This is a genomic window from Glutamicibacter sp. NPDC087673, from assembly GCF_044743255.1.
Taxonomy (GTDB): domain Bacteria; phylum Actinomycetota; class Actinomycetes; order Actinomycetales; family Micrococcaceae; genus Glutamicibacter.
Genome location: NZ_JBIUWB010000001.1, coordinates 250,902 through 273,876 on the forward strand (window position 1 = coordinate 250,902; position 22,975 = coordinate 273,876).

Here is a 22,975-nt window from a genome sequence, read left to right on the forward strand (position 1 = left end):
ATCAATGAGAGAAGGGAAATTATCCGGATTTAATCAATTGTTTGTTCGTCAGCTGGGCAATTCGGCACAAATATCCCTGAATTCTTGTCCTGCTTGACGGTGCGCCTCATGTAAGGATGCAGTGTGCGAAACTGGGCATGTGGATGCACAAATTATTTACACGATCATCGCCGGGCTGCTGCTAGTTGTATCGGCATTAGGCACCATCTTCCCGGTGCTGCCCGGCTCGTTGCTGACGATCGGCACGCTCTTGGGCTGGGGCTGGCTGCTGGGTTCCGGCGCTTCCTGGTGGGCGGCCGGCCTGGGCATGGCGATCGCCCTGCTGGGCTGGTCCGCCTCTGCGATCCTGACCGGCAAGAAACTCAAGGAACATCAAATCCCCAAAGGTTCCATTCTCTTTGCGGTCGTGGGTGCCATCGCCGGTGCATTCCTCATTCCCGTGATCGGCATGTTCGTCGGTTTCGCAGTGGGCCTATTCGCCGGTGAAAGCGTGCGCCGGCGCGAAGTCTCCGGCGCGCTCGGCTCATCCTGGGCCGCGTTGAAGGCCATGGGCCTGGGCATCGTCGTGGAATTCGGCTGCGTGCTGCTGACCTCCTCCATTTGGGTCATCGGCCTGATTACCCACTTCGTAACGCGCTAGATCCAGCCCATCTCGCGGGCGTAGCGCGCGGCCTCGATGCGGTTGGCAGTGCTGGTTTTGCCGATCGCATTGGACAGGTGGTTGCGCACGGTTCCCACCGACAGGTGCACCGCCGAGGCAATCTGCGATACCGGCGAGCCGGAGGCGGCCAGTGAAAGGATCTCGCGCTCACGCCCGGTCAGCGGGTTGCTGCGGCTCTCCACGCTGAGCATGGCACGCTGCGGATCCACTACCTTGTCCCCGCAATAGACCCTGCGGATGGCGGCAATCAGCTCGGCCGGCGGAGAATCCTTGACCAGGAAGCCGTGCGCTCCGGCTTCGAAGGCCTGGCGGAAATATCCGGGACGGTCAAAGGTGGTCAGGATCAGCACCTTCACCCCGGCGTGGCTGGCCTTGAGTTCTGCTGCGGTGCGCAGCCCGTCGTGCCGCGGCATCTGCACATCCAGCAACGCGATGTCGGCGGGGTGCGCATCCAGTGCGGCGGCGACCTCGTCACCGTCGGCGCATTGCGCAACGACGTGGATGTCTTCTTCGAGGTTCAGCAAGGCTGCCAGCGCGCCCCGGACCAGGTGCTGGTCATCGGCGATGAGAATCCGGATCACGCTGCACTCCCCTCTGCCTCGAAGGCCACTTGCACGCTGGTTCCGCCCAGCCGCGATGCCCCTACTGTACAACTGGCACCGAATTGCTTGGCGCGTTCCTGCATTCCGCGGATGCCGTGGCCTGGCGTGCTGGCTTGCAGGCCATCCCCGTCGTCATCGACGCTGACTTTTCCGGGTTCCAGATGCAGCACGATGGTGCTGGCGTGCGCGTGGCGCAGCACATTGGTGACCGCTTCGCGCAGGATCCATGCCACATGCGAACGCAGCTGCATCGGGACTTGCTCGGCGGTTCCTGCCACGGTGAACTCGAGGTTGTTGTCGTCGCACGCCTGCTGCAGCTCGGCCAGTTCCCCGGCCAGGTCCTGGCGGCTGAGCCCCTGCACCGTCGTGCGCACGGAGTCCAGCGCGTCCACGGCCAGGGCGCTGAGTTGTTCCAGTTCCCCGCGGGCCTGGGCGTACTGTTCCTGGTCCATCAGGCGCAGGGCCAGCTGCGCCTTCAAATTCAATGCGGTCAGCGAATGCCCGATGCCATCATGCACGTCCCTGGCCACGCGTTCCTGCTCGGCGACCAGCAGGTAGTCGCTGCGGATCTTTTCTGCTGCGGCCGAGCGCCGAATGGCGGCCACGGTAATCGCGTACACCACCATCAGCACGAGGTTCAGGCCGATCAGGAAGATCGCGTCCATGAACTGCCCGTAGACGATCGGCAGCGCGAAACTGAGCACCAGCACCGCGGCGTAGGCCGCGATGGCCCACTTCCTGCTGAGCAAGAAGATCGCGAAGGAGGTGATGAAGGGGAAGAGCCCCATGGTGGTCAGCCCGATGACCGGGATGCCCAGGGCGATAATCGCGCAGAGGACCAGGAAGTTCGCATGCGCCCTGCGAGCGCTGGTTCCGCCTTGCCCGATGTTCTGGGAGAACTTGGCGTACGACTGCAGGTAGACGGCGGCGAAGAGGGCGATCAGCGCCAGGCCGATGATCCGGGTGGGCAGCGAGTAGTCTTCCACGAGAAGGTCCAACACCGGGAAGACCAGGAAGATCACCCAGACGCCGGCGATCAGCCAGCCTCGGCGATCCCAGAATTTCTGGTCCTCGTCGATTTCGCAGAGCGGATCGTCCGCTGGCGCGGCGCCGGGCAGGTTGCGGCTCACTGGCGTGCCTTGGCCTTCCTGGTGGCGAGTACCGCGAAGAGAACGAAGATGAGTGCCCATGCCACAAGGTTAGCGGTTGGGATCCATAATGCATCCGGCGCCATTTCGATTCCGGCAGGCATGTCCTTGAGCAACGGGTAGCGGGCCAGGGCTACGTAGCCGTACATCGGGGTGAAGCGCGCCGCGTCGAGCATGCCTCCTTCCAGGGGCATGAAGACGTTGCCGAAGAAGGCGAAGAACACCATCAGGCCCGAGGCCAGGCCCAGGGCCGATTCGGATTTGAACATCATGCCAACCCCGATGCCATAGCAGGCGAAGACCATGGCGCCGAGCAGGATGATCAGGTAGCTCGCTCCCCAGATCCACCCTTCTTGCACTTCGGCTCCAGTCGCGGCGCCCAGGGCGAAGACTACTGCTGCCGAGGCACCGGCTACGGTGGCCGCGACGATCATCTTGCTGCTGACGAACATGGCCGGCGGCATTTTGGTCAAGGCAATTTGCCTGCCCCAGCCCTGCATGGTTTCGGTGGCCACGGTCCCGGCGATTGCCACAGTGCTGACCGCCGCCCCGTAGGCTGCCATGGAAATCATCAGATAGAACTTCACGTTGCCGGCGCCCAGCTCGAACTCGGTGTAGCTGGGGATGTTGCCGAACAGGATGTACATGGCGGCGGGCAGCAGCAGGGCGAAGATCAGGTTGTACCCATCGCGGAAGTGCCGCGCGAATTCCACGCGGATGTAGGTGCTCATCATGATGCGTCCTTGGTCAGCTGGATGAAGGCCTCTTCCAGGCTCGGTGAGGAAATTTCCAGGTCGTAGCCCTGGTAGTCGGCGAGCAAAGCGGCCGCGAAGCGGTCGGAATCGGCGCTGTGGAAAGCGAAGCGCAATCCGTTGCGTTCGGCCACCTGCACCGAATTATCAAAAGCCCCGGCTCGTTCGGCATGCTCCGCCGAGGGGAAGGAAGCGCTGACGGTGCGTCCGGAGATGAGCTTGCGCAGCTCTTCGGTGGCGCCGTCGGCAACAATGCGGCCTTGGCTCATCAGCACAGTGCGTTCTGCGAAGTTCTGGGCTTCTTCCAGATAGTGCGTGGCGAAAATGACGGTGCGCCCTTCGGTAGCTTCTTCTCGCATCGTGGCCCAGAAATCCCGGCGGGCCATCACGTCCATTCCGGCAGTTGGCTCATCGAGGATCAGTACATCCGGGTCGGGCAGCAGAGCCAAAGCGAACTTGATGCGCTGCTGCTCGCCGCCAGAGCATTTGCCCACGCGCCGCTTGGCGATCTTATCCAGCCCCGTGCGTTCCATGACCGGACCAATGCGATCTGCTTGCTCATGCATGTGGGCGATGACTGACACCGTTTCCTTGACGGTCATATCGCGCAGCAACCCACCGGTTTGCAAGACGGCAGAGACCCGCCCAGCGGAGATGGCTTGGCGCGGATCCAAGCCGAGGATTTCCACCGACCCTCCGGTGGGTTGGGTCAGGCCCAGGATCATGTCCACGGTTGTCGTCTTGCCAGCTCCATTGGGTCCCAGGAAGGCCACGATCTGTCCGGTCTGGATCTGCAGGTCAATGCCCTTGACTGCTTCAACTTTGCTGCGCGGCGTTGAGAAGGTCTTCTTCAAGCCGCTGAGCGAAACGGCATTCGTTCTAATCAGCGTTTCCATGCTTCTTAGTCTTCCCCCTTTGCCGGGTGTGCAGAAGAGCAGAAAGTCATGCGTTGCCCATGACCGTTGTCATGGACCGAATCCAGGTGGCTCGATGCAACCTCGCCGACTTTTACGTCGAATCCCGCTGTGAGCTTGGCAACTTGCCGCTTCCCAATGTTCCCCCGGCTCTCGTTGCTGGCCCCGTGAAAAGCCATGATCACTACGGGTCAACGAACAACTTGGAGATTTTCGCCCTTGTGGCCGGGTTGTCCCCCACCAGAGATTACGGATGGCACTCTGGGAAACTCACAGCGTACTCACGTAGGATTTTTGCTGTGCTAGATCATTCTTCGTTTCTTTCCCTTGTGACCGATTATGCGGCTCCAACCATGGGCGCGGCTTTCCTGCCCGACTGGTTGAACCCAGTCGTCTTCCTGAACAACCCCGCGCTTGGCCCATGGGTCTTGCTGCTGGTTTGCGCCATTGTCTTCGCCGAGACCGGCTTGCTGGTGGGCTTCTTCCTGCCAGGCGACTCGATGCTCTTCACCGTTGGCATGCTCATTGCTACCGGCACCATCCAGATTCCGTTGTGGCTCTTCGCCGCGGCGATCTTTGTCTGCGCCTTCGCAGGTGACCAGACCGGCTACATCATTGGCAAGAAATCCGGACCTGCCATCTTCAAGAAACCGGATTCCCGCTTCTTCTCGCAGAAGAACGTTGAGCGAGCCCACGAGTTCTTCGAGAAGTTCGGCGGCCGCGCGGTGATCCTGGCACGCTTCGTTCCAGTGGTCCGCACCTTCGTCCCAGTAATCGCTGGCGTAGCGAAGATGAACCACAAGACCTTCATCCTCTACAACCTGATCGGTGCCGCCCTGTGGGGAATCGGCGTCACATTGCTGGGTTATTGGCTGGGCCAATTCACCTGGATCGAAGAGAACATCGACCTGATCTTCGTCCTGATCGTCCTCATCTCGGTGATCCCTATCGGTGTTGAACTGCTCAAGGCCCGCAAGCCGAAGAGCAAGACCCCGGAAAACTGATCTTCAAGCACTTCGGCGGCGGAACTGACCGCCGCCCCACTGTACGCCGCGGCGCATCAACCAATGTCCACATGGTTGAATTGTGCCGCGGCGTACTCCTTTGCAGACAAGATTTTCGTCATTATCCACGGCTTGAATCGCTTCACGCGTGATCGGGCGGATGGCATTGGCCAGCACTTCGCAGTCGCAGAATCCGCCCAGCAGCTGCATTTTCCGGTCAATCGCGGTAGCTCGCGGAGCGCTCGCATCGCGATAAGACAAGAGGAAGAGATGGGTCCCGTCGCATCCTTGCGCGCAGACCGCACGATACAAATAGCACGCAAGGCATTCATGTTCTACAGGTTCGAGTACTGCAGGCATTGGTGGCTCCTTGAAACAGTGGATGGCAGTAACGAAGCGTTACTGCCATCCACTGTCCATTTTGAAGCGCCGCGCGCAGCGCATTGCTCACCCAATGTGGAAAACTAGCTCCCTGCCAAGCTCTGCCGGAGGAAAGCCGCAACGCGTTCCAGCGCTTCTGCCACACGCTCATATCCGGCCGCGAAGGACAAGCGGATAAACAGGTGGCCTTCGAACGGATCAAAATCGCCGCCAGGGGTCAGCGCCACATGCGCATGCTCCAAAACCGCTTGGCAGTACTTGCCCGCAGAACCGAAATGCTCCAAGACTTCGGGGGCCAACCGGCCGTAGAGGTAGAAAGCCCCATCGGCGGGAGCTGCCTCGCTGATGCCCAAGCTGCTGAAGTGCTCCAACACGTGGGCTCGGGTGCGGGCGAACTCGGCCACGCGCTCATTGGCTTCATCGAGGCTCTGCTGTTCAAAGGCAGCCGCCACCGCGCGCTGTGCTGGCGCTGGAGCGCACAAGGCGAGGTTCGAAGCCAGTGCGTCCACCGTTGGCACTAGCTCATCGGGCACGATCATCCAGCCCAGGCGCCAGCCGGTCATCCCCCAGTATTTGGAGAAGGAGGAGACAACAATGGACGAGGGGGAGAACTCCCACGAGGTGTGTGCCTTGCGGTCTGGGACGAATTCAATGCCGTGATAGATTTCATCGCTAATCAGCCGCACATCATTGGCCTCGCACCAGGTGGCCAAGTCCGAGAGCTCGCCGGCGCTGAACATGGTTCCGGTGGGATTATTCGGCGACGCGACAACCAGCCCGTCAAGGCGTCCATGCTCGTTCTTGGCCGCCTCAAGCAGCTGCACGGTGGGCTGGTAACGCTGCGCTGCACCGGTGGGCAAGTCGACAACTTCCAGCCCGAGGGCACGCAGAATATTGGCGTAGGCCGGGTAGCCGGGACGGGCCAGCGCCACCACGTCTCCGGCATCGAAGGCTGCCAAGAACGAAAGCTGGAACGCACCGGATGAACCAGTGGTCATCACGAAGTTCTTTGCGGGAATCTGTAAGCCATAGGTATCGAGGTAGTGCTTCGATAAGGCCTGTCGGGTTTCGAGCAGTCCCGCAGTTGAGGTGTACCCGAAGTCGGCATGCTCGGCATGCAGCTTCGCGGCCAGGTCATTCACGGCCGCTGGAGCACCGCCGCCAGGTTCTCCCACGCACAACGAGATCACGTCGTGGCCGGAGGTCCGCATCGTGGCGACCTGATCAACAATTTGCATCACTTCAAAGGGAGCTACCTTGGAACGCTGGGAGGCTTGCACTGTTTGTCCTTCTTTTCGCAGGCTTGGAAAACCGAAGCGCCCTCGCTTTGGTCTTCTCAGCTATCTGCTTCAAGGCTATCGGCTCCAGCTTGGTATTAGTGCGCGAGACAGCCGGTGAGCAGGCTCACCGACCCAGTTCACCCTTCGTTTGCCTCATATCCACCCTTGGGGCACGCGCTCCGGGCATCCTCAAGGTACCCGCCTTTTGCAGGCGACACCTCGCACAGGAGAACGCACTATGAACAACAAGCCCCTCTCGGCCGCACTTGCCGCCGCTGTATTGATCCCGTTGGTCTTGGCGCCGGCAGCCAGCGCCGCTGCTCTGCCAGGAACCGCTGCTTCCGCGCTTCCAGCGGTAACGGCCTAGTCCCCAGAACCGGGTTTCCGCGTACTGCCCTACCTCCAAGCTCCTGCTGCCACGTCGATGACCATCAACTGGATCAGCGAAACCGATGAGCCGGGCACGATAAGCCTCTCGGGACCGGGACTGGGAAAGTCCGGGAAGCAGAGCAGCGCACCACAGTACCTGGATCTCATGGAATACACCCGGGCCGAACTTGATCAGCAGATCGAGGGCTTGGAACAGGGCTCGTGGTTGAAGTCGAATTCGAACTACAAGCACTCGGTGACCTTCCAGGGCCTGCTGCCCGGAAAGTCCTACAACTACACCGTGACCCAATCAGGAGAAACCCACAGCGCGGCTTTCAAAACAGCTCCCAAGGGCGGGGCGTGGAAAAACGTGCGCATCATTGCGTTCTCAGATTCTGAAACCGAACCACGCGGACGCACCGAACACCGCGAGTGGGAGCTCTCCCCGGTCAACGGCTACACCGCAGATTCCATCCAGCGTCCGGGCGCGGGGTCCAAATGGGACCAGCAGTTCGGCATGACCACCCGCAACGGCGAACCGACCCTGCGCTACCCGCTGGACCAGTCCACCGCATTCAACGAGAACCTCAAGCACATCGAAGCTGCCGATCCGGACCTGGTCATGATGGCAGGCGATCTCACCCAGGGTTCGGGATACCAGCCGGCGTGGGACGAGTTCTTCGGCCATGTGGCCGGCGAGCATTCGGACTTGGCCTCCAGCGTTCCGCTGCTTCCAGCTTTGGGCAATTGGGAAACCTATGCGGCGCTGAACGGCGGCTACGGCACGGAAACCGACCTTGACCCCGGTTCACATTTTCCCCCAGCAGGATTCGGAATACCAGTTGGAAAAGACCGAGCGACGCGCCTATGACGACGTCGTGAGCTTCGCGGTAGGCAAGGATGGCGTGCCGCTGGCGAAGTAGTGCCCACGGCAGCGACGACTTGTCGCCACGGCTGCACGTAGTGGAGTATTGAAGCAGACGGCAAGACGCTGGTCAGAGCATCGTAGAGAGTAAGGCAGCAGATGAGTGAGCAACGCGTTTTCAAGGCAGTAGTCGGCAAGGAAGGCGGCTGGTGGAACATCTGGGTTCCGGAATTGGACCATGTGACGTCCACCCGGAAATCACGCAAGATCGCCCTTTACACCCGCTCACTGATCGCTGCAGTTCTGGGGATTGACGAGTCTTCCTTCCGCGTGGAACGAGAAGTGGTCAGCGCCGAAGAATTCGAACGCCGCTACACCGAAGCCGTGCGCAAAGCCAACGCCTGAGTTGGTATTGGCCGCCGTTTCCCCTACCCGGGCAAACGGCGGCCTTTTGCTATTTGCCCGTCTTTTCCAGTTCGCGTTCCTTGACCGGGTGACGGGAAAGGATCGAAATCCGGTTGAAGGCGTTCATGGCGACGGCGATCCATTGGATGGCTGCCACTTGCTCCACGCTGAGCACCAGACGGGCCGATGCCACCGCGGCGATACGCTCTTCTGGCTTGGGCAGGTCGGTAGCGGCTTCAGCGATGGCTAGTGCTGCGCATTCTTCTTCGCTAAACAGGCCGCCGCATTCATCCCATGTGCTCAGCAGGTTGATGCGTTGCAGGCTCTCCCCTGCGTCCAGTGCCTTGCGGGCATGCAGGTCCAGGCAGTAGGCACATCCATTGATCTGCGAGACGCGCAGGTTGACCAGCTCGGCGGTGCGGTCGCTGATTCCGGCTGCGCGGTAGGACTTGGCGACATCTTTGGAAAATCTGCCAATCGAGTTCCATAGCTCTGGATTGGTCTTATCAAGGAAAAGCGGGTCTGAAACGGCCATATCAGAACCATACATGCAGGCGCAGCCCTCCTGCACGAAGAGGGCTCGTTAACGCATCGTGGAGACCAGCGAAAGCTGGTCTCCACGGTAAATGCTACTTGTCGCCGTCGGCTGCGAGCTGGCCGCAGGCGCCGTCGATTTCCTTGCCTCGGGTATCACGCAGTGTGGTTTGCACGCCGAGCTCATCGAGGCGGCGAACGAACTTGGATGTGATATCCGGTTCGCTGCGGGTCCAAATGGAGCCCGGCACCGGGTTCAGCGGAATCGGGTTCACGTGCACCCAGCCGCGGCCGCGCGCGTTCAGCTTCTTGGCCAGCATTTCTGCACGCCATTCGTGGTCGTTCATGTCCTTGATCAGCGCGTACTCGATGGAGACACGGCGACCGGTCTTCACGTAGTAGTCGTACGCGGCATCCAGTGCCTCGTCGACCTTCCAGCGCGAGTTGACCGGGATCAGCTCGTCGCGCAGCTCGTCATCCGGCGCATGCAGCGACAGCGCGAAGGTGACCTGGACATTCTCCTCGGTCAGCTTGCGGATCGCCGGAACCAGGCCAACGGTGGAGACGGTGATGCCGCGGGCGGCCATGCCCAAGCCCTCGGGGGCATCGGCGACCATGCGGTGCACGGCGTTCATCACGCGCTTGTAGTTGGCCAGCGGCTCGCCCATGCCCATGAACACGATGTTGCCCACGCGCTCCTCGGGGTGCTGGCGTCCGCCCAGTCCGCCTTCGGCGATCACGCGGTTGGCCTGGACGATCTGGTCCAGGATTTCAGCGGTGGACATGTTGCGGGTCAAGCCCGCCTGGCCGGTGGCGCAGAACGGGCAGTTCATGCCACAGCCGCACTGCGAGGAAATGCACAGGGTGATGCGGCCCGGATAGCGCATCAGCACGGACTCGACCAGCGAGCCGTCGAACAGGCGCCAGAGGAACTTGATGGTCTTGCCATCATCGGTTTCCAGGCGCTTGACCTCGGTGAGCAGCTTCGGGAACATGGCCTCGGCCAGTTCCGCACGGCGCTCCTTGGGAAGATCGCTCATCTTCTCCGGGTCGGTGGTGTAGTGCTGGAAGTAGTGCACGGAGAGCTGCTTGGCGCGGAAGGCCGGCAGTCCCAGTTCCTTCAGCTTGGCCTGGCGCTCGGCCAGGGACAGGTCAGCCAGGTGCGTTGGCGGCTGGGAGACACGGCGCTTGGTGGCGAACTGCAGCTCTGGACGACCATCGGCACCCATCTCCTGCTTCCAGCCTTCGGCGGTTGGAACGACCTGGGCGCGGCCTTCGGCTTCGGCTCGGGACTTGGAGATGCGCATCTGCTGGGCGCGCTGGGCCGCGGCCTGCTCATTGCGCAGTGCCTTGCGTTCTTCGGCGGAAAGTGGGGTGGAATCGATGGAAGTCATTGCTACCTATTGTTTCATGTATCCGCGAGTATTTGGCGGTGAGTTTGGGCACGCAAAAACAGTGCCGCACCGCCAATCTACCGGCGGCGCGGCACTGCTGCATTCGGGTGTTCAGTACTTGAAGGATTCCTTCAGGTGGCCGAGGTTGCCCACGGCACCGGCAAGGTCCATGTCCCCCAGATGCCCGCTGGTGGCAGAGGCCGGTCGGTCTTTGCTCCAGTGCCGGAATCCATCTTGATGCTCGCGGGTAACCACCGCATCACCGGTGCCGGCCATGACCGCCTCCAGCTGGAAGGTTTCGCCCCAGAGGGGCTCGCCATGGTCGGTTTCACCCAGGTAAACCCTGACTTCTCCGCTGACCGAGCCGTTGGCGAGCTGCTTGTCGATGTGCACTTCCAGCGCATCGCCGTACATTCCCACAGCGCCCAGCGTCTCGCAACCGCTGTCCGGATCCCATGACGGCATTTCTCCTGCCGGGCAGTCGAAGTTCACCACTGTCGCATCCCCTGAGCCGGTTGTGCGTGCGAAGAAGCTGATCAGGTGCGAGTTGCCGGCAAAACCGTCGAGGGTTCCGACATGGGCTACCTCGCCCATGAGCCAGGTGGTGTCGGTCTTTTCCGGGGGTGCCGCCGAAGCGGGGACAAGCGCGTTCAGCGCCAAAATCGCGGTGCCTGCGGCGCACAGCCCTGCACCAGTCTTCTTCTTCATGATAATGGGTCCTTTCCGCTTCGCATGCCTCGATGCACGCGCAAGTGATGCCGTCCAGTGTGCGACCACCACTCCGGTTAATTCAATAGATAGACATAAGAGTTATCCGGACGCAATGCACGCTGGCCGGCAGCGGGTCTGGCCGTGCTGTTGCGCTCCGGCCCTCATATGCACTCTCACCGCATCTGGGCGCCATCCGGATAGATGCTCCGTTCGCAACCAGTCATCGAAACGTTGCCCTTTCGTCACGCAACGGGAACCGAACGCTGCCCGGGACCGGTCATCGTGAAGTCTCGCGCCACCTTCCCCTGCAACCAGGCACTGGAAGCCAGCCGGGACATCGCCGAATCCCGCAGCGGGACAGCCCAGCGCGGCAGGGCCCGGCCCAACTGCATGTTCACCTGCGCACGCCGAGCCGCACTGCGCGCTGCCCCGAGCCGGCGATCATCCAGTGCTCCCATGGGCGCCCTGGCAGCAATGAGGTGCGCCACCGCCTGCGCATCAGCCAGCCCCAAGCTCAGCCCCTGCCCGCCGATCGGGCTGATCTGGTGGGCCGCATCGCCCAGCAGCACCACGCGCCCATGGACCATCGAGGGCACCATCCGGGTGGCAGTGCCGAAGTTGCTGGTCATCGTGCAGGCCTCGGCGTCAAGAAGGTATCCGGTGCGATCCAAGATGGCCTCGGCCAGCATGCCCGGCGAATCATCGACCTGGGTTTGCTCGATGCGCACCACCCAGCGCCGCCGTGCAGCCGGCAGCGGGAAGGACTCGACAATCCCCTGCTGATGCAGGAAAAGCGCCGCAGTGTGCGCCAGCCCAGTGGTCTCCGGGAAGTCCCCCATCAGGTAGCGGTCGCGATGTTCCCTTCCGGCAAAGCCCACGCCGAGATCCCTGCGGACCGCGGAGCGGACCCCGTCAGCTCCGGCCAGCCACCGGGCCCGGTGCGCCACGCCGCCAGCGGCAAATTCCACGGCTTGCTCCGATTGCCCAAGTACCTGCTCGAAAGCGCAGTCCATCATCAATGACCCCGGTGCCAGCTGCTCCAAGCGCTCGCGCAGCAATTGCTCGGTGTCCTGCTGCGGCAAGGACAGCACATAGGGATACTGGCCGCCAATAGTGGAGAAATCCATCGAAGCGATACTCCGCCCGCGCGAGATCCCCAGTCCGCCGCGGATCTGCACGCCGCCGCGCTGCACCGCCGGTCCCACGCCGAGCCGCGCCAGGACCTCTTGCGCTGGAGGATGCAGGCCGATGGCGCGCGAGTGGGCTACCGGTGCGCCGCGCTGCTCGAAAACCCGAACGGCATGCCCGCTGTGGGCGAGCTCTATGGCCAGCGCCAGGCCCACCGGCCCGGCGCCGATGATCGCGGCGTCATCCATGGCCGCCAGCTTCCCAGAGCAGCAGGTTGCGGTAGGGCCGCTGCGTGCGCACCTCCCAACCAGGGCGGAGCAATGGCCTCAGTTCCCCCGGCACGAAGCTGCGCCGAATGGAGGTCAGGCCATCGCGCCGGATCAGCGAACTGCCTGCCAGCGGCAGGGTCGCCAGCCCGAACAGGCCCAGCGCCACCGGGGAACGCCGGATATCGCTGTGCAACCCGATCCCGGTGCACAATTGCTCGGTCTCGTCCTGCAACTGGCGCAGCTGGTCCGTACCCAGATGGTGCAGCAGGTGGTTGGAGAGCACCAGGTCGAACTGCTCGCCGTCGGCCGCTAGCCGGGTGCTGGTTGTTTCCCGGAATTCCAGCACCCCGCGCGGCAGCTTGCAGCGTTGCAGCGCTTGCCGGGCGTAGGAGATGGCCGGGGGATCCGGGTCGATGCCGCACACTGCTACCTCGAACCCGTCGGCGAGCGCCCAGCGCGCCAGATTCGCCGCAATGTCTCCTCCCCCGCAGCCCACGTCCAGAATCCTGGCCCGGACCCGGCGCGCCAGCAACGGGCGGATGTACTGCACGTAATTGCCCCGCCAGCCGGCTACTACCCGGTTGACCAGAGGGAACTGGGCGTAGGTGCGGCGCAGCAGCACCGGGTCGCAATCCGGGCGGTCCATTTCCTCGATGGCTTCCGCTGCCCGCGCCAGCCGGAGCATTATCCTTGCCGGCATATGGTGAACAGCCCGGATTCCACCGTCAGCCCCGGACCGAATGCCATGGAGCAGACCCTTTCGCCCTCGTCCGTAGCGGCCGCTTCCAGGATTTCCTTGAGCACGAATAGCACCGTGGCGCTGGACATGTTCCCGTAGCGATCCAGGATCGCGCGGGCTGGCACCAACTGCTGGTCATCCAGGCCCAGCCGGTTTTGCACCCGGTCCAGGATGGCCCGGCCCCCGGGGTGCAGACCCCAATGCTGGATCCGGTCCACGGAGAGTTCCGGGTCGGCGTCCTTGGCCAAGAGCGGCTGCAGCGCCCCGGTGATGTGCTCGTCGATGATGTGCGGAACGTAGGTGCCCAGCACCATCTCGAATCCGTGGTCGCCGATATTCCAGGCCATGGCCTCCTCACCCACCGGGGTGAGCACGGTTTCGAAGCCGTCCATTTCCAGCAGCCCGCTGCCCTGCGCCGAGACGATCACCGCAGCGGCCCCGTCGGCGAAGATGGCCGAGCCCATGATGGTGTCCGGGTCATTGGAGCTGTGCACATGCAAGGTGCACAGCTCGGCGCAGACCACCAGCACGGTGGCTTGCGGATCGGCCAGGCAGAAGTCGCGGGCCGCGCGCAGGGCTGGGAACGCCGCGTAGCATCCCATGAAACCAAGGTGGTGGCGCACCGTGCTTGGTGCCAGCCCCAGTGCCCGTACGATCTGGTAGTCCGGGCCCGGGTTGTAGAACCCGGTGCAGGAGACGGTAATGACGTGGGTGATATCTTCCGGGGCAAGGTCCGGGCAGGCGTCGAGAGCCTTTTTCGCGGCGTTCGTGAACAGCGCGCTGGCCTGCTTCGCATAGATGCCGTTGCGTTCGGCGGTGCTCGGGGAGAGCAGCCGGCCTTCAACCCGGTCGTAGAACAGCGGAGTTTCGGGTTCGGGCAGGGAGAGGTCGAATTCATCGACACAGCTGTACCTGGTGCTGATCGCGGCGGAGTTGAACGAGGTGGCGATGAGCCGTTCACCCAGCCGGCTCAGGTTCGGCTGGCTGGCAAAGACATCGCGGATCTCTTCCTGGGCCAGGGTCGTCGCGGGAACTGCGGTTTGGATCGTGCGGATCTTCACTGACATGACCCGAGCCTAGGACCGATGCGGGGGAAGGTAAACAGCTTTGGCGAATTACCAGCAATAGCCCGGGTATTCTGTTCCGCCGTGCGCGTGGATTATCTATCCCCTGCGAAGAATATGATTATTGTTATTAACATCAGATTCAATCGATCACGCATGAAGAGGTCAGCTTGGCAAAGGCATCAGTTCATTCCCTGGAGGGTATCCGCCGAACCATCCTTGATGGCTTCTGGTCCCCCGGTGACCGCCTTCAGCCGACCACTTTGGCAGAGCAGTTCGAGACCAGCACCACCGTGATCCGCGAATCGCTGACCCGGCTAGCGGGGGAAAACCTGGTGGTCATCCGCCCAAACCGCGGTTTCTTCGTGCCGGATCTGAACCTGCGCGAACTGGCGGATATCACCGAACTGCGGTGTTCCACCGAGGCACTGGCCGCCCGCTTGGCGGTGGAGCGCGGAGATGTCGCGTGGGAATCGAACTTGATCGCAGCCCACCACAAGCTTTCGCGCACTCCGCGGCGTTTGCCGGAGGAACCTGGCACCGTCAACCCCGCATGGTCCGAGGCGCACCGCGAATTCCACCATGCATTGCTGGTACCGTGCGATTGCCAGCCGATGCTCAAGCTCTCTGCCGACCTTTCGAACTTCACCGAGCTGTACCGCCGCTGGGCTGCCCCGTCGAAGGCCGCAGGCAAGCGCAACGTTGAAAAGGAGCACCAGGAAATCCTGGATGCCGCCTTGGATCGTAATGCAGCCCTGCTCGGTGAACTGCTCAATAGCCATTACCGTTCCACTATCCAGGTGGTCATGGATGCGGGATTGAGCACCCTGCGCTGAATCATCGCGCAGTAGTCTTTCCTTTCGAGCGCCGTCCAGCTATTTTTTGCCAGGCGCGGGCGGAATGACGCGCTGGGTAACGATGGCGGCGTTCATCGCTGCTACTGCCCGTTGCGCGGAGTCGGCTGCTGGTGAATCCTGTGCGAGTTCCGCAATCCGGGACTGCGCTTGGCTTCCCGTCATGGGTGCGAGCTCTTCTTCCAGCACATCGTTCACCAGGCCTATCGCCTGCAAGATCGCGAGCACGGTGGTGTCGCTGGTTCCCGGGATCTTCTGCCCGTGCAGGGCGCCCTGCAAATCGGTCCGGATCTGGCGCTGGATCTGTTGGTTGATGATGCGGACCCGCTGTTTGCCCAAGCCCAGCAGTGTGCGTTCACCGTATTCGATGATCCCGCCCTTGGCCAAGGAATCGGTCAGCGAGCGGGCATCGCACAAGGAATTGATCTTCACCGCTTCGTCGAGGCTCAGATTGCCTCTCTTTTCCAGCTTTTCCAATGGCGCGGCGAGAACTGGATCCGGGCAAGGGCCGGCACCGATGAGTTGGATCTGCCGCTGCTGATCCTCGCTCAGCGCCACACGCCCAGCGATCATCAAGTCGGTGATGATGGCAGCATTCATGCCGTATCCCGTAGCTGATACAACTGTCTCCGGCTTTTCGGAGTCATCGGCCATTAGCAAGTAGAGCTTTTCTGCAATCAACATATTTTCAGGCTACCGGCCTGCGGAGGCGAAATTCTTCAGCCTTCCGACGGATATTCAGGCTCGGCCGCCCTAGGCCGCGGACTTCTTCGCCTTGGCTACTTCGGAAGGCGAATGGGTGGTGCGGGGTTCGGAACGGTCCTGGGTCATCGCCGACGTCGTGCGGATGAATACCGAGATCCAGCTGAACATGATGGCCACGACCGAAAGCTCGAAACCGGTCAGGTTGTAGTACGACCATTCGGTCCACAGCTGGAAGGCCGCCCAGATCGCGCCAATGGCTGCGTAGGAGAGCATATGGAATACCGCAGGGTAGCCAGGCAGCAGCACGATGGTGCCCAGCAGCAAGAAGATCATGGCCGCCGAGACCAGTTGCACGAAGGCCGAATGCACTTCCATCGACAGATCGAAGGGGACCAGGCCAATGCCGATAATGCCGACCGAGACAATCAGCAGGCACCAGCGCACGAGCCGCGGCCGGGGACGCACCATTCGTGCAATCCTGTACCTTTCCAGCGCCGGGCGGCAACGGTAGGACTGGGCCAGGCGGACCAGGTCGCGGGTCAGGAATTCGGTGAAGGCCGCCAGCACCAAGCCGGAAATCACCAGCGTGAGGTTGAAGGTCCAGAACGAGCCCATGCCGGCCTGCGTGGTTCCCAGCGAAGAGAACATGCTCTGCCACCAGCCCTGGTCTTCGGCCAGCAGCATGCTGATCAGCACCCCGGCGCTCATGAAGATGCCCAGCACCACGGAAAGTGATTCCGCGTTGATGCGCGCGGTTGCTTCCAGGGACAGGTAGGCGGAGATGCCCGTGGCGACGCTGACTGCCAGCGCGCCTGCAAGCACATCCAGATGCAGCCCGTAGAAGGCTTGCTGGAACAAATGGAAGACCACCAGCAGGATCATGACCGAACTGGCTACGTGCACCAATACGAGACCCAGGGCCGTGACGATCTGGCGCCATTTGGGAATCTTCTTCAGCCACGGTTCCCGTGCTCTCAGCATCGAACGGAAAGCATAGGCGCTGCTGGTTCCGGCCGAGACAGCACCGCAAACGGCGGAGACGATGCCCACGGACAGATCGCCAAAGAGCGGCGGACGTTCGCCGGCGAAGATAATGAGCCCCACAACCAACCCGAATAGGGAACAGAACAGGCCGGCCCACAGGGCACGGCGCTCAATGTCTAGCTCGCTGACTCGTTTGCTGAGAGTTACATCGGGATATTGGGAATGCACGGAGTACATTCTCTCATTTTCATTGAAAAACGTGTACCGCCCGCGGCGCCGCCGCGCACTGCGCAGCAGCGCACTGCGCTAGTTGGAGGCCAAGTCGACCAAGCCGCTGGCCATCAGGCTCACGGCACCGCCGAAGGCAATCAGTATCACGAATGCGCGACTGAATTTTTGCGGGATCCTCGGAGCCAGGTAATTGCCCAGCAAGATGCCCAGCACCATCGCGCCAAGGCAAGCACCCCACTGCTGCCAATCCAGCTGTGGCATGCCGCCCTTGGCGGCCAGGGACGTCAGCGACAGCACCAGGAAGTAGAGCTGCACGGAGATGGCGAATTGCGCCTGCGGCCAGCGGCTGGCCACGGCGTATCCCGCGATGGCCGGGCCGGAGACACCGGCGGTCACTGACATGAATCCGGAAACTGCCCCGGCGCCGATGGCCAATCCCTTACTTTGGGCCAGCGCGAGATTTCGAATCATGAAACTCGAAACCAGTGCCAGGATCACCATGAACGATATGCCGATGGAAAGCCATGGACCCTCCAGCGAGTTCGCCAGCCAAGCTCCGGGAACGGTCATGAGCATGGCCGGTATGAGCATGAAGGCGACCTTCCGGTACTCGACCTGACGGAAGACCTGCGCAAAGATCAGCAAACTGCTGCAGGCGCCGAGCAGGTTGACCAGCATGACCCCCTCATGGGGTCCCAAGACCATGACCAGGAAGGGCGAGGAGACCAGCGCGAACCCCATTCCGGAGATTCGTTGCGTGGAGGCGCCCACGAAAACTGCAGCTGCCAAGCCGATTACCGCCGCTAGTTGCACGCTTTGCTCCACGTTGCCTCCGCTTTCCCGATCGCCATCCTCTATTACGTTAGTCCACGGCCAATGAGTCAATTGAATGGAGCCCGCTTCAGTTGGAGTTTTACGCTGTAGAGGTGAGCAATGACGTAGATTTCCTGATTATCGGCGGCGGCGCGATGGGCTCGGCGGCCGCGTGGTCCCTAGCCTCTGGCGGGCACGAGGTCCTGCTGCTGGAACGCTTTGCTCCGGGCCATCTGGAGGGCGCCTCGCACGGAGCAACCCGCAACTTCAATCCTGCCTACACCGAACCGGAGTATCTTCGCCTGCTGCAGCGTTCCGACGCTTTGTGGGATTCGCTTTCCGAGCAAGCCGGCACCCGGCTGCTGGAGCGCACCGGATTGGTCAATCACGGAATCGTTGCCGAACAACGGGGAATGCACCAGGTCCTCGCCCACGCAGGATTCGGCAGCGAGCTGCTGAGCATCGCTGCGGCAGAAGAGCGTTTCGCGGGAATGAAGTTCGAGACCGAAGTCCTGCATATCCCCGCCGGCGGCCAGATCAATGCCGATCTTGCGGTGGCTTCGCTGCAGAAGCTGGCCGTAGCGCACGGAGCTGCCGTGGAATACGGGCACCGGGTGACCGCTCTGCAGGTGCTTGCCGATGACCGTGTCGCGGTGCAAGTCCAGCACCAGGGCACCATGTCGGCTATCCGGGCTCGCCATGCCATCGTCACCGCGGGGGCTTGGACCGCGCAGCTGCTGGGCGATGCGTTCAAGCTTCCTGCCATCCACGTCACCGAAGAGCACCCGGTGCATTTCGCGCAGAAGGACCTGCCGGCGCACTGGCCGGGGTTCAACCACACCCTGGATCCGGCACGGGATATCGGATCACGCGTCTTCGGGCCCATCTACGGCATGCGCACCCCGGGGGAAGGCATCAAGGTGGGCTGGCATGGTTCCGGACGGATCATCGATCCGGAGCGCCGGCCGCACCAGGCCAGCGACGAGCAGCTGCGCGGGCTGCAGGACTACGCGGCACGCTGGCTTCCGGGAGCGGATCCATCGCGCTACGAAACGGTGTCCTGCACCTACGCCAACACCGCAGACGAGCACTTCATCCTCGATTCGCTGGGGCCGGTCACCGTCGGCGCGGGATTCAGCGGCCACGGCTTCAAATTCGTGCCCGCCATCGGCGAATACCTGGCCGACCTGGCCCTGGGCCGGCGTGCGGCCGACCCCCTGTTTTCCGCGACTCGCACGGCGGCGAAACCGGTCTTCCTGGAACGCCGCCGCGCGGTCGGCTTGGGCTAGGGGCCTATCCCCGTTCAGTGGCGGGCAGCTGCTGGGTGATGCAGTGGATGCCGCCGCCGCGGGCGAACAGCTCGCGCGCATCCACGCTGGCCACTTCCCGTCCGGGATAGGCCGCAGCTAGGATGCTCGCGGCCTGGTGGTCGTTGGGATCATCGAAGCTGCAGGCGATGACCCCGCCGTTGGTCACCAGGTGGTTGATGTAGGAATAATCCACCCAGTCCTCGGCATCGCGCAGCACCGTCGGCGCCGGCACGGCAATGAGCTCCAGCGCCCGTCCCTGCGCGTCGGTTGACTGCTCCAGCCGTGCGCGCACCGCCTGCGAAATCGCGTAGTCCGGGTGCCGAGGATCCTGCTGGTCGTGGTAGAGCACCACGCCGGGCCGGGCGAAGCAGGCGACGATGTCCACGTGGCCGCGCGTGCCGAATTCCTCGTTGTCCCGGCTCAGCCCGCGATCGAGCCAAATGGTCTTCCCGGTCCCGAGCAGCCGGGCGAACTCGGCCTCGATGTCCTTCTCGGTCCTGCCCGGGTTGCGCCCCGGATCCAGCTGGACGCTGCGCGTGGCCAGTACCGTTCCCTCGCCGTCCACGTGGATCCCGCCGCCCTCATTGGTGATCGATGCCCGCACTTGAGCCGTGCCAGCCAGGCGCGCGACATGGCCCGCGACCAGGCGGTCCTTGTCCCAGGACGCCCAGCTCTGCGCGCCCCAGCCGTTGAAGTTCCAGTTCACCGCCTTGAGTTGTCCGTCCGGGGTGCGCACGAAGCTCGGACCGGAATCGCGCATCCAGGCATCGTCCAGCTCGTGCAGGGAGTAGCTGACCGAATCTCCCAGATGGCGCCGGGCCTCGGCTTCGCTGGCCGGGTCCACCACCATCGTGACCGGGGTGAATGCGCTGATCGCGCGGGCCACGGCGCTCCAGGCTGCACGGGCCGCTTCGGCCTGCGCCTCGGTCTCTCCCAGCGTGTAGCCGCCGGAGGGGAAGGCCATGAAGATGCGCTCATGGGCTTCGGTTTCGGCCGGCATGCGCAACTCAGGCATGGGACTGGCTCCGTTCTCCCAGCTGCGCGTCTTCGCGCGGCACCGCCAGCGCCGCGTAGGTATCGGGCCGGCGGGTGCGCAGGAAGGGGAAGAGCGTCAGCCAGTCGCGCCGGGCATCCAGATCCAAGGTGGCCACGAGCACCGCTGAGGCATCGCGCGGGGCGCGGGCCAGGATGCGGCCGTAGGGGTCCGAGATGAATGACGAACCGTAGAAGTCCAGTGCTCCCTCGTCGCCCCACCGGTTGGGGACAACCATGAACAGCCCGTTGGCAATGCCGTTGCCGATGATGGTCTGGCGCCACAGCGGCTCGGTGTCGAAGTCCGGGTGGTCCGGCTCGGAACCGATTGCGGTGGGATAGGCCAGCAGGTCCGCTCCGGCCAGCGAATAGATGCGCGGCGGCTCGCTGAACCATTCATCCCAGCAGGTGGGCAGGCCCATGGCCAGGTCCCCGAGCGCCGCGATGCGGTGCACCGGATAGGGTTCGTCATTGGGCCCTTCGCGGAAGTACTTGTCCTCGTAGTAGCCTGCGGTCCGCGGAATATGCAGCTTGTTGGTCAGCGCGACGATCCGGCCCTGCGGGGAAAGAACCACTGCGGTGTTCAATCCCAACCCGTCGGCGGCCGGAGCCTTGCGGAACAGCGAGATGTGCACGTGCAGGTTGTACTTCGCGGCCATCTCGCGGGCGAAGGCCACGGTCGGCCCGTTCTCCAGATCCTCGGCGGTCTCGTCCGCGGCGTCGGCGTCCGGGATCTCGAAGGCCGGATATTTGCCCAGGGTCAATTCCGGGAGGAAGACGATGCGCGCGCCATGCTTGGCCGCGCGGGCAATGCCGTCCTCCAGTTCCCCGCGCAGTTCCCGCGGGTCTTCACGCCAGCGGTGCTGCACCAGCGCAATGGTGATCTCGCCGCGCGACTTGGCTTCGGCACGCGCTGGGGAAACGGGTGGCTCAAGGGCCAGGATCTCTTGCATTGGGCTCCCCTTCGGATATTAAACGAATGGTATTCGTTTACAGATTAGGTCCAGCAAACCCCTCGACGCAAGAGATTTAACGAATGACTTTCGTTTATTTGTGTAAGCTCTACCCAGAACCTTCAACAACGGGAGAATTCATGGCCAGGCCTTCCAAGCCGAAGCTCAGCACCGCCGCAATCGCCGATGCCGCACTCAAGCTCATCGACGCCCATGGCGAGTTCACGCTTCCGCAATTGGCCAAGGCCCTCTCGGTCTCCGCTTCGTCCCTGTACAACCACGTGTCCGGCAAGGATGAGATCATCGAGCTGATGAGAGGCCGGGCCATGTCGGCGATCAGCCTGCCAGATAGCGTTTCCAGCGACTGGCAGGAGATCGTACGGCAAATTGCAACGTCCTACTGGGAGTCATATTCAAGGCACCCACGGCTGATCCCACTGCTCACCAGCTACACAGTCCGCGACAGCACCACGCTGCGCGTCTACGATGCACTGGCCGAGGCCTTCGCTATGGCCGGGTTCGAACCGAAGCGGCGGCTGCAGGCCATCACGATCGTCGACTCCTTTGTGCTCGGATCCGCCTTGGATGCGGCGGCACCTGAGAATGTATGGGAAATCGACGGAGAGTCGACACGCGCTTTCAGCGAGTCACTGGCCACTGCCCTGGGCGACGAGGACCGGGCGTCAAATACCTTTGCGGTGGGCCTTGATCTGATTATCAATGGTCTATATTCGCTGCCAGACTAGTGCGGTTGGCAGGTTAAACGCTTGTTGCTGCCCAGAAGTCCAGCGCTGCCATGAATTTGAGTAAAGCTCACCGGGGCTGAACTCCATGATCCGTAATTCGCCCTGATCGCCACCGTGAATTTTCTGTCGAAGCCTACGAGCAAATCCAGCAGGGCACCCAGTAGACCCTGGCTCGAAGACAGGGATGTCGTGTAGCTTCGCGTGTTGCCAGCAAGCGACTCTGTCTTTACCGTCGAGCTGCCATTGAGTTGTCCGGTGATGGTATAGGACGTTGGTTCTGGTCCGGAAACCGACCAATCGAATCGGATGGTCTGCTGGTCCCCGACATTGCCTGTGCATTTAGCGTTGGCTGGGGGCAGAGCCGTGAGCGCAGTAGCCGTGGCGGAAGCCGCCGCTTGGCTGGAGAACGCTGCCTGGGTTTGTTCGATTTGAATCGGCAAAAGGCACAACGTGAGCATTGAAAACATGCCAGCCATCTGAATCAGGGTCCGTCGCCGAGATCGTTGCGACATGGATTCCCGACTAGCTCCGGATACCCGAAATTCAGTGGCTTGATGCTCGCGACCAGCAAAAGGGCCTGGGTCCATTTCGGCCTCATTCATGCCCTGCCCGGATGAAAGTCGGCCGCTTCCACCAGCCCTCTTGATGAACGCGACATAGAGCAGGTAGGCGCACAGCAGTCCGCCGAGAAAATAGGCCCATGGCTGGGACAGCCACGATACGACGTAGCCCAGGACCGGTACACTGGCCAGCAGTTTGTCGACGCTGTCCACCGCATACGGTTGCAGGTCCGCGACGGGATTGGCATCACCCTTGAGGACCAGCCCCGCGTCCGTCTTTTCGACAACCCGGTGCGTCACCCGCACTTCGTCACTGACCACCACCGAAACCACGTCGCCCACGGCGACGTCCTCTACCGCGGTCGGAACAGCCAGCCCCAGGGAACCGGTGGGGATGCCCGGTCCCATTGATCCCGAGGCGAAAACCAGGGGCTTGATCCCGAAAGCCAACGCCAGCACCGCCATGACCAGGCACAGGGTCCCGGCCGCGGCGCAGGCGTTCAGCACGAGGCGCTGGAACAGCGTCAGCGAAGATCCTGTGCGGGGTCCAGTTCGATTCAACTTCAT

26 protein-coding genes are annotated in these 22,975 nt (G+C 62.5%); 8 read left to right on the forward strand and 18 right to left on the reverse strand.

Annotation, left to right across the window (positions count from 1 at the left end; translation table 11 throughout):
- Positions 1-139 precede the first annotated feature (139 nt).
- Entirely contained in the window at positions 140-640 is a 501-nt protein-coding gene (locus tag ACIOTL_RS01145; protein ID WP_400341316.1) for a DUF456 domain-containing protein, read from the forward strand.
- On the opposite strand, the gene ACIOTL_RS01150 is transcribed toward ACIOTL_RS01145, so the two are convergent.
- The 4 genes from ACIOTL_RS01150 to ACIOTL_RS01165 are packed head-to-tail and all read right to left on the reverse strand — an operon-like array spanning position 637 to position 4,059.
- Complete coding sequence (locus ACIOTL_RS01150; RefSeq protein ID WP_133834127.1) at positions 637-1,242, reverse strand: response regulator transcription factor; 606 nt, start codon at positions 1,240-1,242, stop codon at positions 637-639. The genes ACIOTL_RS01145 and ACIOTL_RS01150 overlap by 4 nt on opposite strands.
- Positions 1,239-2,393: a sensor histidine kinase gene (locus ACIOTL_RS01155; RefSeq protein ID WP_400341318.1), complete on the reverse strand. Its 1,155-nt coding sequence runs from the start codon at positions 2,391-2,393 to the stop codon at positions 1,239-1,241. The genes ACIOTL_RS01150 and ACIOTL_RS01155 overlap by 4 nt, the downstream gene beginning before the upstream one ends.
- The gene (locus ACIOTL_RS01160; protein WP_400341319.1) at positions 2,390-3,145 is read right to left on the reverse strand and encodes an ABC transporter permease; all 756 of its coding nucleotides are present in this window, start codon (positions 3,143-3,145) and stop codon (positions 2,390-2,392) included. The genes ACIOTL_RS01155 and ACIOTL_RS01160 overlap by 4 nt, the downstream gene beginning before the upstream one ends.
- Complete coding sequence (locus ACIOTL_RS01165) at positions 3,142-4,059, reverse strand: ABC transporter ATP-binding protein (RefSeq protein WP_332728559.1); 918 nt, start codon at positions 4,057-4,059, stop codon at positions 3,142-3,144. The genes ACIOTL_RS01160 and ACIOTL_RS01165 overlap by 4 nt, the downstream gene beginning before the upstream one ends.
- Before the next feature lie 347 nt (positions 4,060-4,406).
- On the opposite strand from ACIOTL_RS01165, the gene ACIOTL_RS01170 reads away from it, so the two are divergent.
- Entirely contained in the window at positions 4,407-5,081 is a 675-nt protein-coding gene (locus tag ACIOTL_RS01170; RefSeq protein WP_400341321.1) for a DedA family protein, read from the forward strand.
- Between the two features lie 3 nt (positions 5,082-5,084).
- Here the strand turns inward: ACIOTL_RS01170 and ACIOTL_RS01175 are convergent, their stop codons facing one another.
- Positions 5,085-5,441 carry a DUF2695 domain-containing protein gene (locus tag ACIOTL_RS01175; protein WP_365942751.1) on the reverse strand — a complete coding sequence of 119 codons (357 nt, stop codon included), beginning with the start codon at positions 5,439-5,441 and terminating at the stop codon, positions 5,085-5,087.
- Positions 5,442-5,545: 104 nt separating this feature from the next.
- Complete coding sequence (locus tag ACIOTL_RS01180) at positions 5,546-6,742, reverse strand: pyridoxal phosphate-dependent aminotransferase (RefSeq protein ID WP_400341323.1); 1,197 nt, start codon at positions 6,740-6,742, stop codon at positions 5,546-5,548.
- A 238-nt stretch (positions 6,743-6,980) separates the two neighbouring features.
- On the opposite strand from ACIOTL_RS01180, the gene ACIOTL_RS01185 reads away from it, so the two are divergent.
- The 3 genes from ACIOTL_RS01185 (at position 6,981) to ACIOTL_RS01195 (ending at position 8,381) form a co-directional block, all read left to right on the forward strand.
- The gene (locus ACIOTL_RS01185) at positions 6,981-7,109 is read left to right on the forward strand and encodes a hypothetical protein (protein WP_286134044.1); all 129 of its coding nucleotides are present in this window, start codon (positions 6,981-6,983) and stop codon (positions 7,107-7,109) included.
- A 24-nt stretch (positions 7,110-7,133) separates the two neighbouring features.
- The gene (locus ACIOTL_RS01190) at positions 7,134-7,982 is read left to right on the forward strand and encodes a fibronectin type III domain-containing protein (protein WP_388023800.1); all 849 of its coding nucleotides are present in this window, start codon (positions 7,134-7,136) and stop codon (positions 7,980-7,982) included.
- Between the two features lie 153 nt (positions 7,983-8,135).
- Positions 8,136-8,381, forward strand: coding sequence for a hypothetical protein (locus tag ACIOTL_RS01195; RefSeq protein ID WP_105656161.1), 246 nt, complete (start codon positions 8,136-8,138; stop codon positions 8,379-8,381).
- 49 nt (positions 8,382-8,430) lie between these two features.
- Here ACIOTL_RS01195 and ACIOTL_RS01200 read toward each other — a convergent pair whose 3' ends face one another.
- From ACIOTL_RS01200 to ACIOTL_RS01225, 6 genes are all read right to left on the reverse strand, one after another.
- Entirely contained in the window at positions 8,431-8,916 is a 486-nt protein-coding gene (locus ACIOTL_RS01200) for a carboxymuconolactone decarboxylase family protein (protein ID WP_400341325.1), read from the reverse strand.
- A gap of 94 nt (positions 8,917-9,010) precedes the next feature.
- Positions 9,011-10,222, reverse strand: coding sequence for a 23S rRNA (adenine(2503)-C(2))-methyltransferase RlmN (rlmN, locus tag ACIOTL_RS01205; protein ID WP_400341898.1), 1,212 nt, complete (start codon positions 10,220-10,222; stop codon positions 9,011-9,013).
- Positions 10,223-10,420: 198 nt separating this feature from the next.
- On the reverse strand, positions 10,421-11,017 hold the full coding sequence (locus tag ACIOTL_RS01210) for a hypothetical protein (protein WP_332489082.1): 597 nt from the start codon (positions 11,015-11,017) through the stop codon (positions 10,421-10,423).
- Between the two features lie 245 nt (positions 11,018-11,262).
- Entirely contained in the window at positions 11,263-12,396 is a 1,134-nt protein-coding gene (locus ACIOTL_RS01215) for an FAD-dependent oxidoreductase (RefSeq protein WP_400341327.1), read from the reverse strand.
- The gene (locus ACIOTL_RS01220) at positions 12,389-13,102 is read right to left on the reverse strand and encodes a methyltransferase domain-containing protein (RefSeq protein ID WP_400341329.1); all 714 of its coding nucleotides are present in this window, start codon (positions 13,100-13,102) and stop codon (positions 12,389-12,391) included. The genes ACIOTL_RS01215 and ACIOTL_RS01220 overlap by 8 nt, the downstream gene beginning before the upstream one ends.
- Positions 13,102-14,223, reverse strand: coding sequence for a type III polyketide synthase (locus ACIOTL_RS01225; RefSeq protein ID WP_400341331.1), 1,122 nt, complete (start codon positions 14,221-14,223; stop codon positions 13,102-13,104). The genes ACIOTL_RS01220 and ACIOTL_RS01225 overlap by 1 nt, the downstream gene beginning before the upstream one ends.
- 167 nt (positions 14,224-14,390) lie before the next feature.
- On the opposite strand from ACIOTL_RS01225, the gene ACIOTL_RS01230 reads away from it, so the two are divergent.
- The gene (locus tag ACIOTL_RS01230) at positions 14,391-15,056 is read left to right on the forward strand and encodes a GntR family transcriptional regulator (RefSeq protein ID WP_105656154.1); all 666 of its coding nucleotides are present in this window, start codon (positions 14,391-14,393) and stop codon (positions 15,054-15,056) included.
- A gap of 39 nt (positions 15,057-15,095) precedes the next feature.
- Here ACIOTL_RS01230 and ACIOTL_RS01235 read toward each other — a convergent pair whose 3' ends face one another.
- The 3 genes from ACIOTL_RS01235 to ACIOTL_RS01245 all read right to left on the reverse strand — a co-directional run bounded on the left by ACIOTL_RS01235 (position 15,096) and on the right by ACIOTL_RS01245 (position 17,807).
- Complete coding sequence (locus ACIOTL_RS01235; RefSeq protein ID WP_133834139.1) at positions 15,096-15,758, reverse strand: GPP34 family phosphoprotein; 663 nt, start codon at positions 15,756-15,758, stop codon at positions 15,096-15,098.
- A gap of 69 nt (positions 15,759-15,827) precedes the next feature.
- A complete protein-coding gene (locus ACIOTL_RS01240) occupies positions 15,828-16,991 on the reverse strand; it encodes a hypothetical protein (protein WP_332489078.1) in 1,164 nt (387 codons plus the stop codon).
- A 78-nt stretch (positions 16,992-17,069) separates the two neighbouring features.
- Positions 17,070-17,807 carry a sulfite exporter TauE/SafE family protein gene (locus tag ACIOTL_RS01245; protein ID WP_133834141.1) on the reverse strand — a complete coding sequence of 246 codons (738 nt, stop codon included), beginning with the start codon at positions 17,805-17,807 and terminating at the stop codon, positions 17,070-17,072.
- 113 nt (positions 17,808-17,920) lie between these two features.
- Between ACIOTL_RS01245 and ACIOTL_RS01250 the strand changes: the two genes are divergently transcribed.
- Positions 17,921-19,096, forward strand: coding sequence for an FAD-dependent oxidoreductase (locus tag ACIOTL_RS01250; protein WP_400341334.1), 1,176 nt, complete (start codon positions 17,921-17,923; stop codon positions 19,094-19,096).
- Positions 19,097-19,100: 4 nt separating this feature from the next.
- On the opposite strand, the gene ACIOTL_RS01255 is transcribed toward ACIOTL_RS01250, so the two are convergent.
- Both ACIOTL_RS01255 and ACIOTL_RS01260 read right to left on the reverse strand, forming a co-directional pair.
- The gene (locus ACIOTL_RS01255) at positions 19,101-20,132 is read right to left on the reverse strand and encodes an agmatine/peptidylarginine deiminase (protein WP_400341336.1); all 1,032 of its coding nucleotides are present in this window, start codon (positions 20,130-20,132) and stop codon (positions 19,101-19,103) included.
- The gene (locus ACIOTL_RS01260; RefSeq protein ID WP_400341338.1) at positions 20,125-21,102 is read right to left on the reverse strand and encodes a nitrilase-related carbon-nitrogen hydrolase; all 978 of its coding nucleotides are present in this window, start codon (positions 21,100-21,102) and stop codon (positions 20,125-20,127) included. The genes ACIOTL_RS01255 and ACIOTL_RS01260 overlap by 8 nt, the downstream gene beginning before the upstream one ends.
- A gap of 140 nt (positions 21,103-21,242) precedes the next feature.
- Here ACIOTL_RS01260 and ACIOTL_RS01265 point away from each other — a divergent pair, with 140 nt between their 5' ends.
- Positions 21,243-21,848 carry a TetR/AcrR family transcriptional regulator gene (locus ACIOTL_RS01265; RefSeq protein ID WP_400341339.1) on the forward strand — a complete coding sequence of 202 codons (606 nt, stop codon included), beginning with the start codon at positions 21,243-21,245 and terminating at the stop codon, positions 21,846-21,848.
- Here ACIOTL_RS01265 and ACIOTL_RS01270 read toward each other — a convergent pair.
- Positions 21,845-22,975: a signal peptidase I gene (locus ACIOTL_RS01270; protein WP_400341341.1), complete on the reverse strand. Its 1,131-nt coding sequence runs from the start codon at positions 22,973-22,975 to the stop codon at positions 21,845-21,847. The genes ACIOTL_RS01265 and ACIOTL_RS01270 overlap by 4 nt on opposite strands.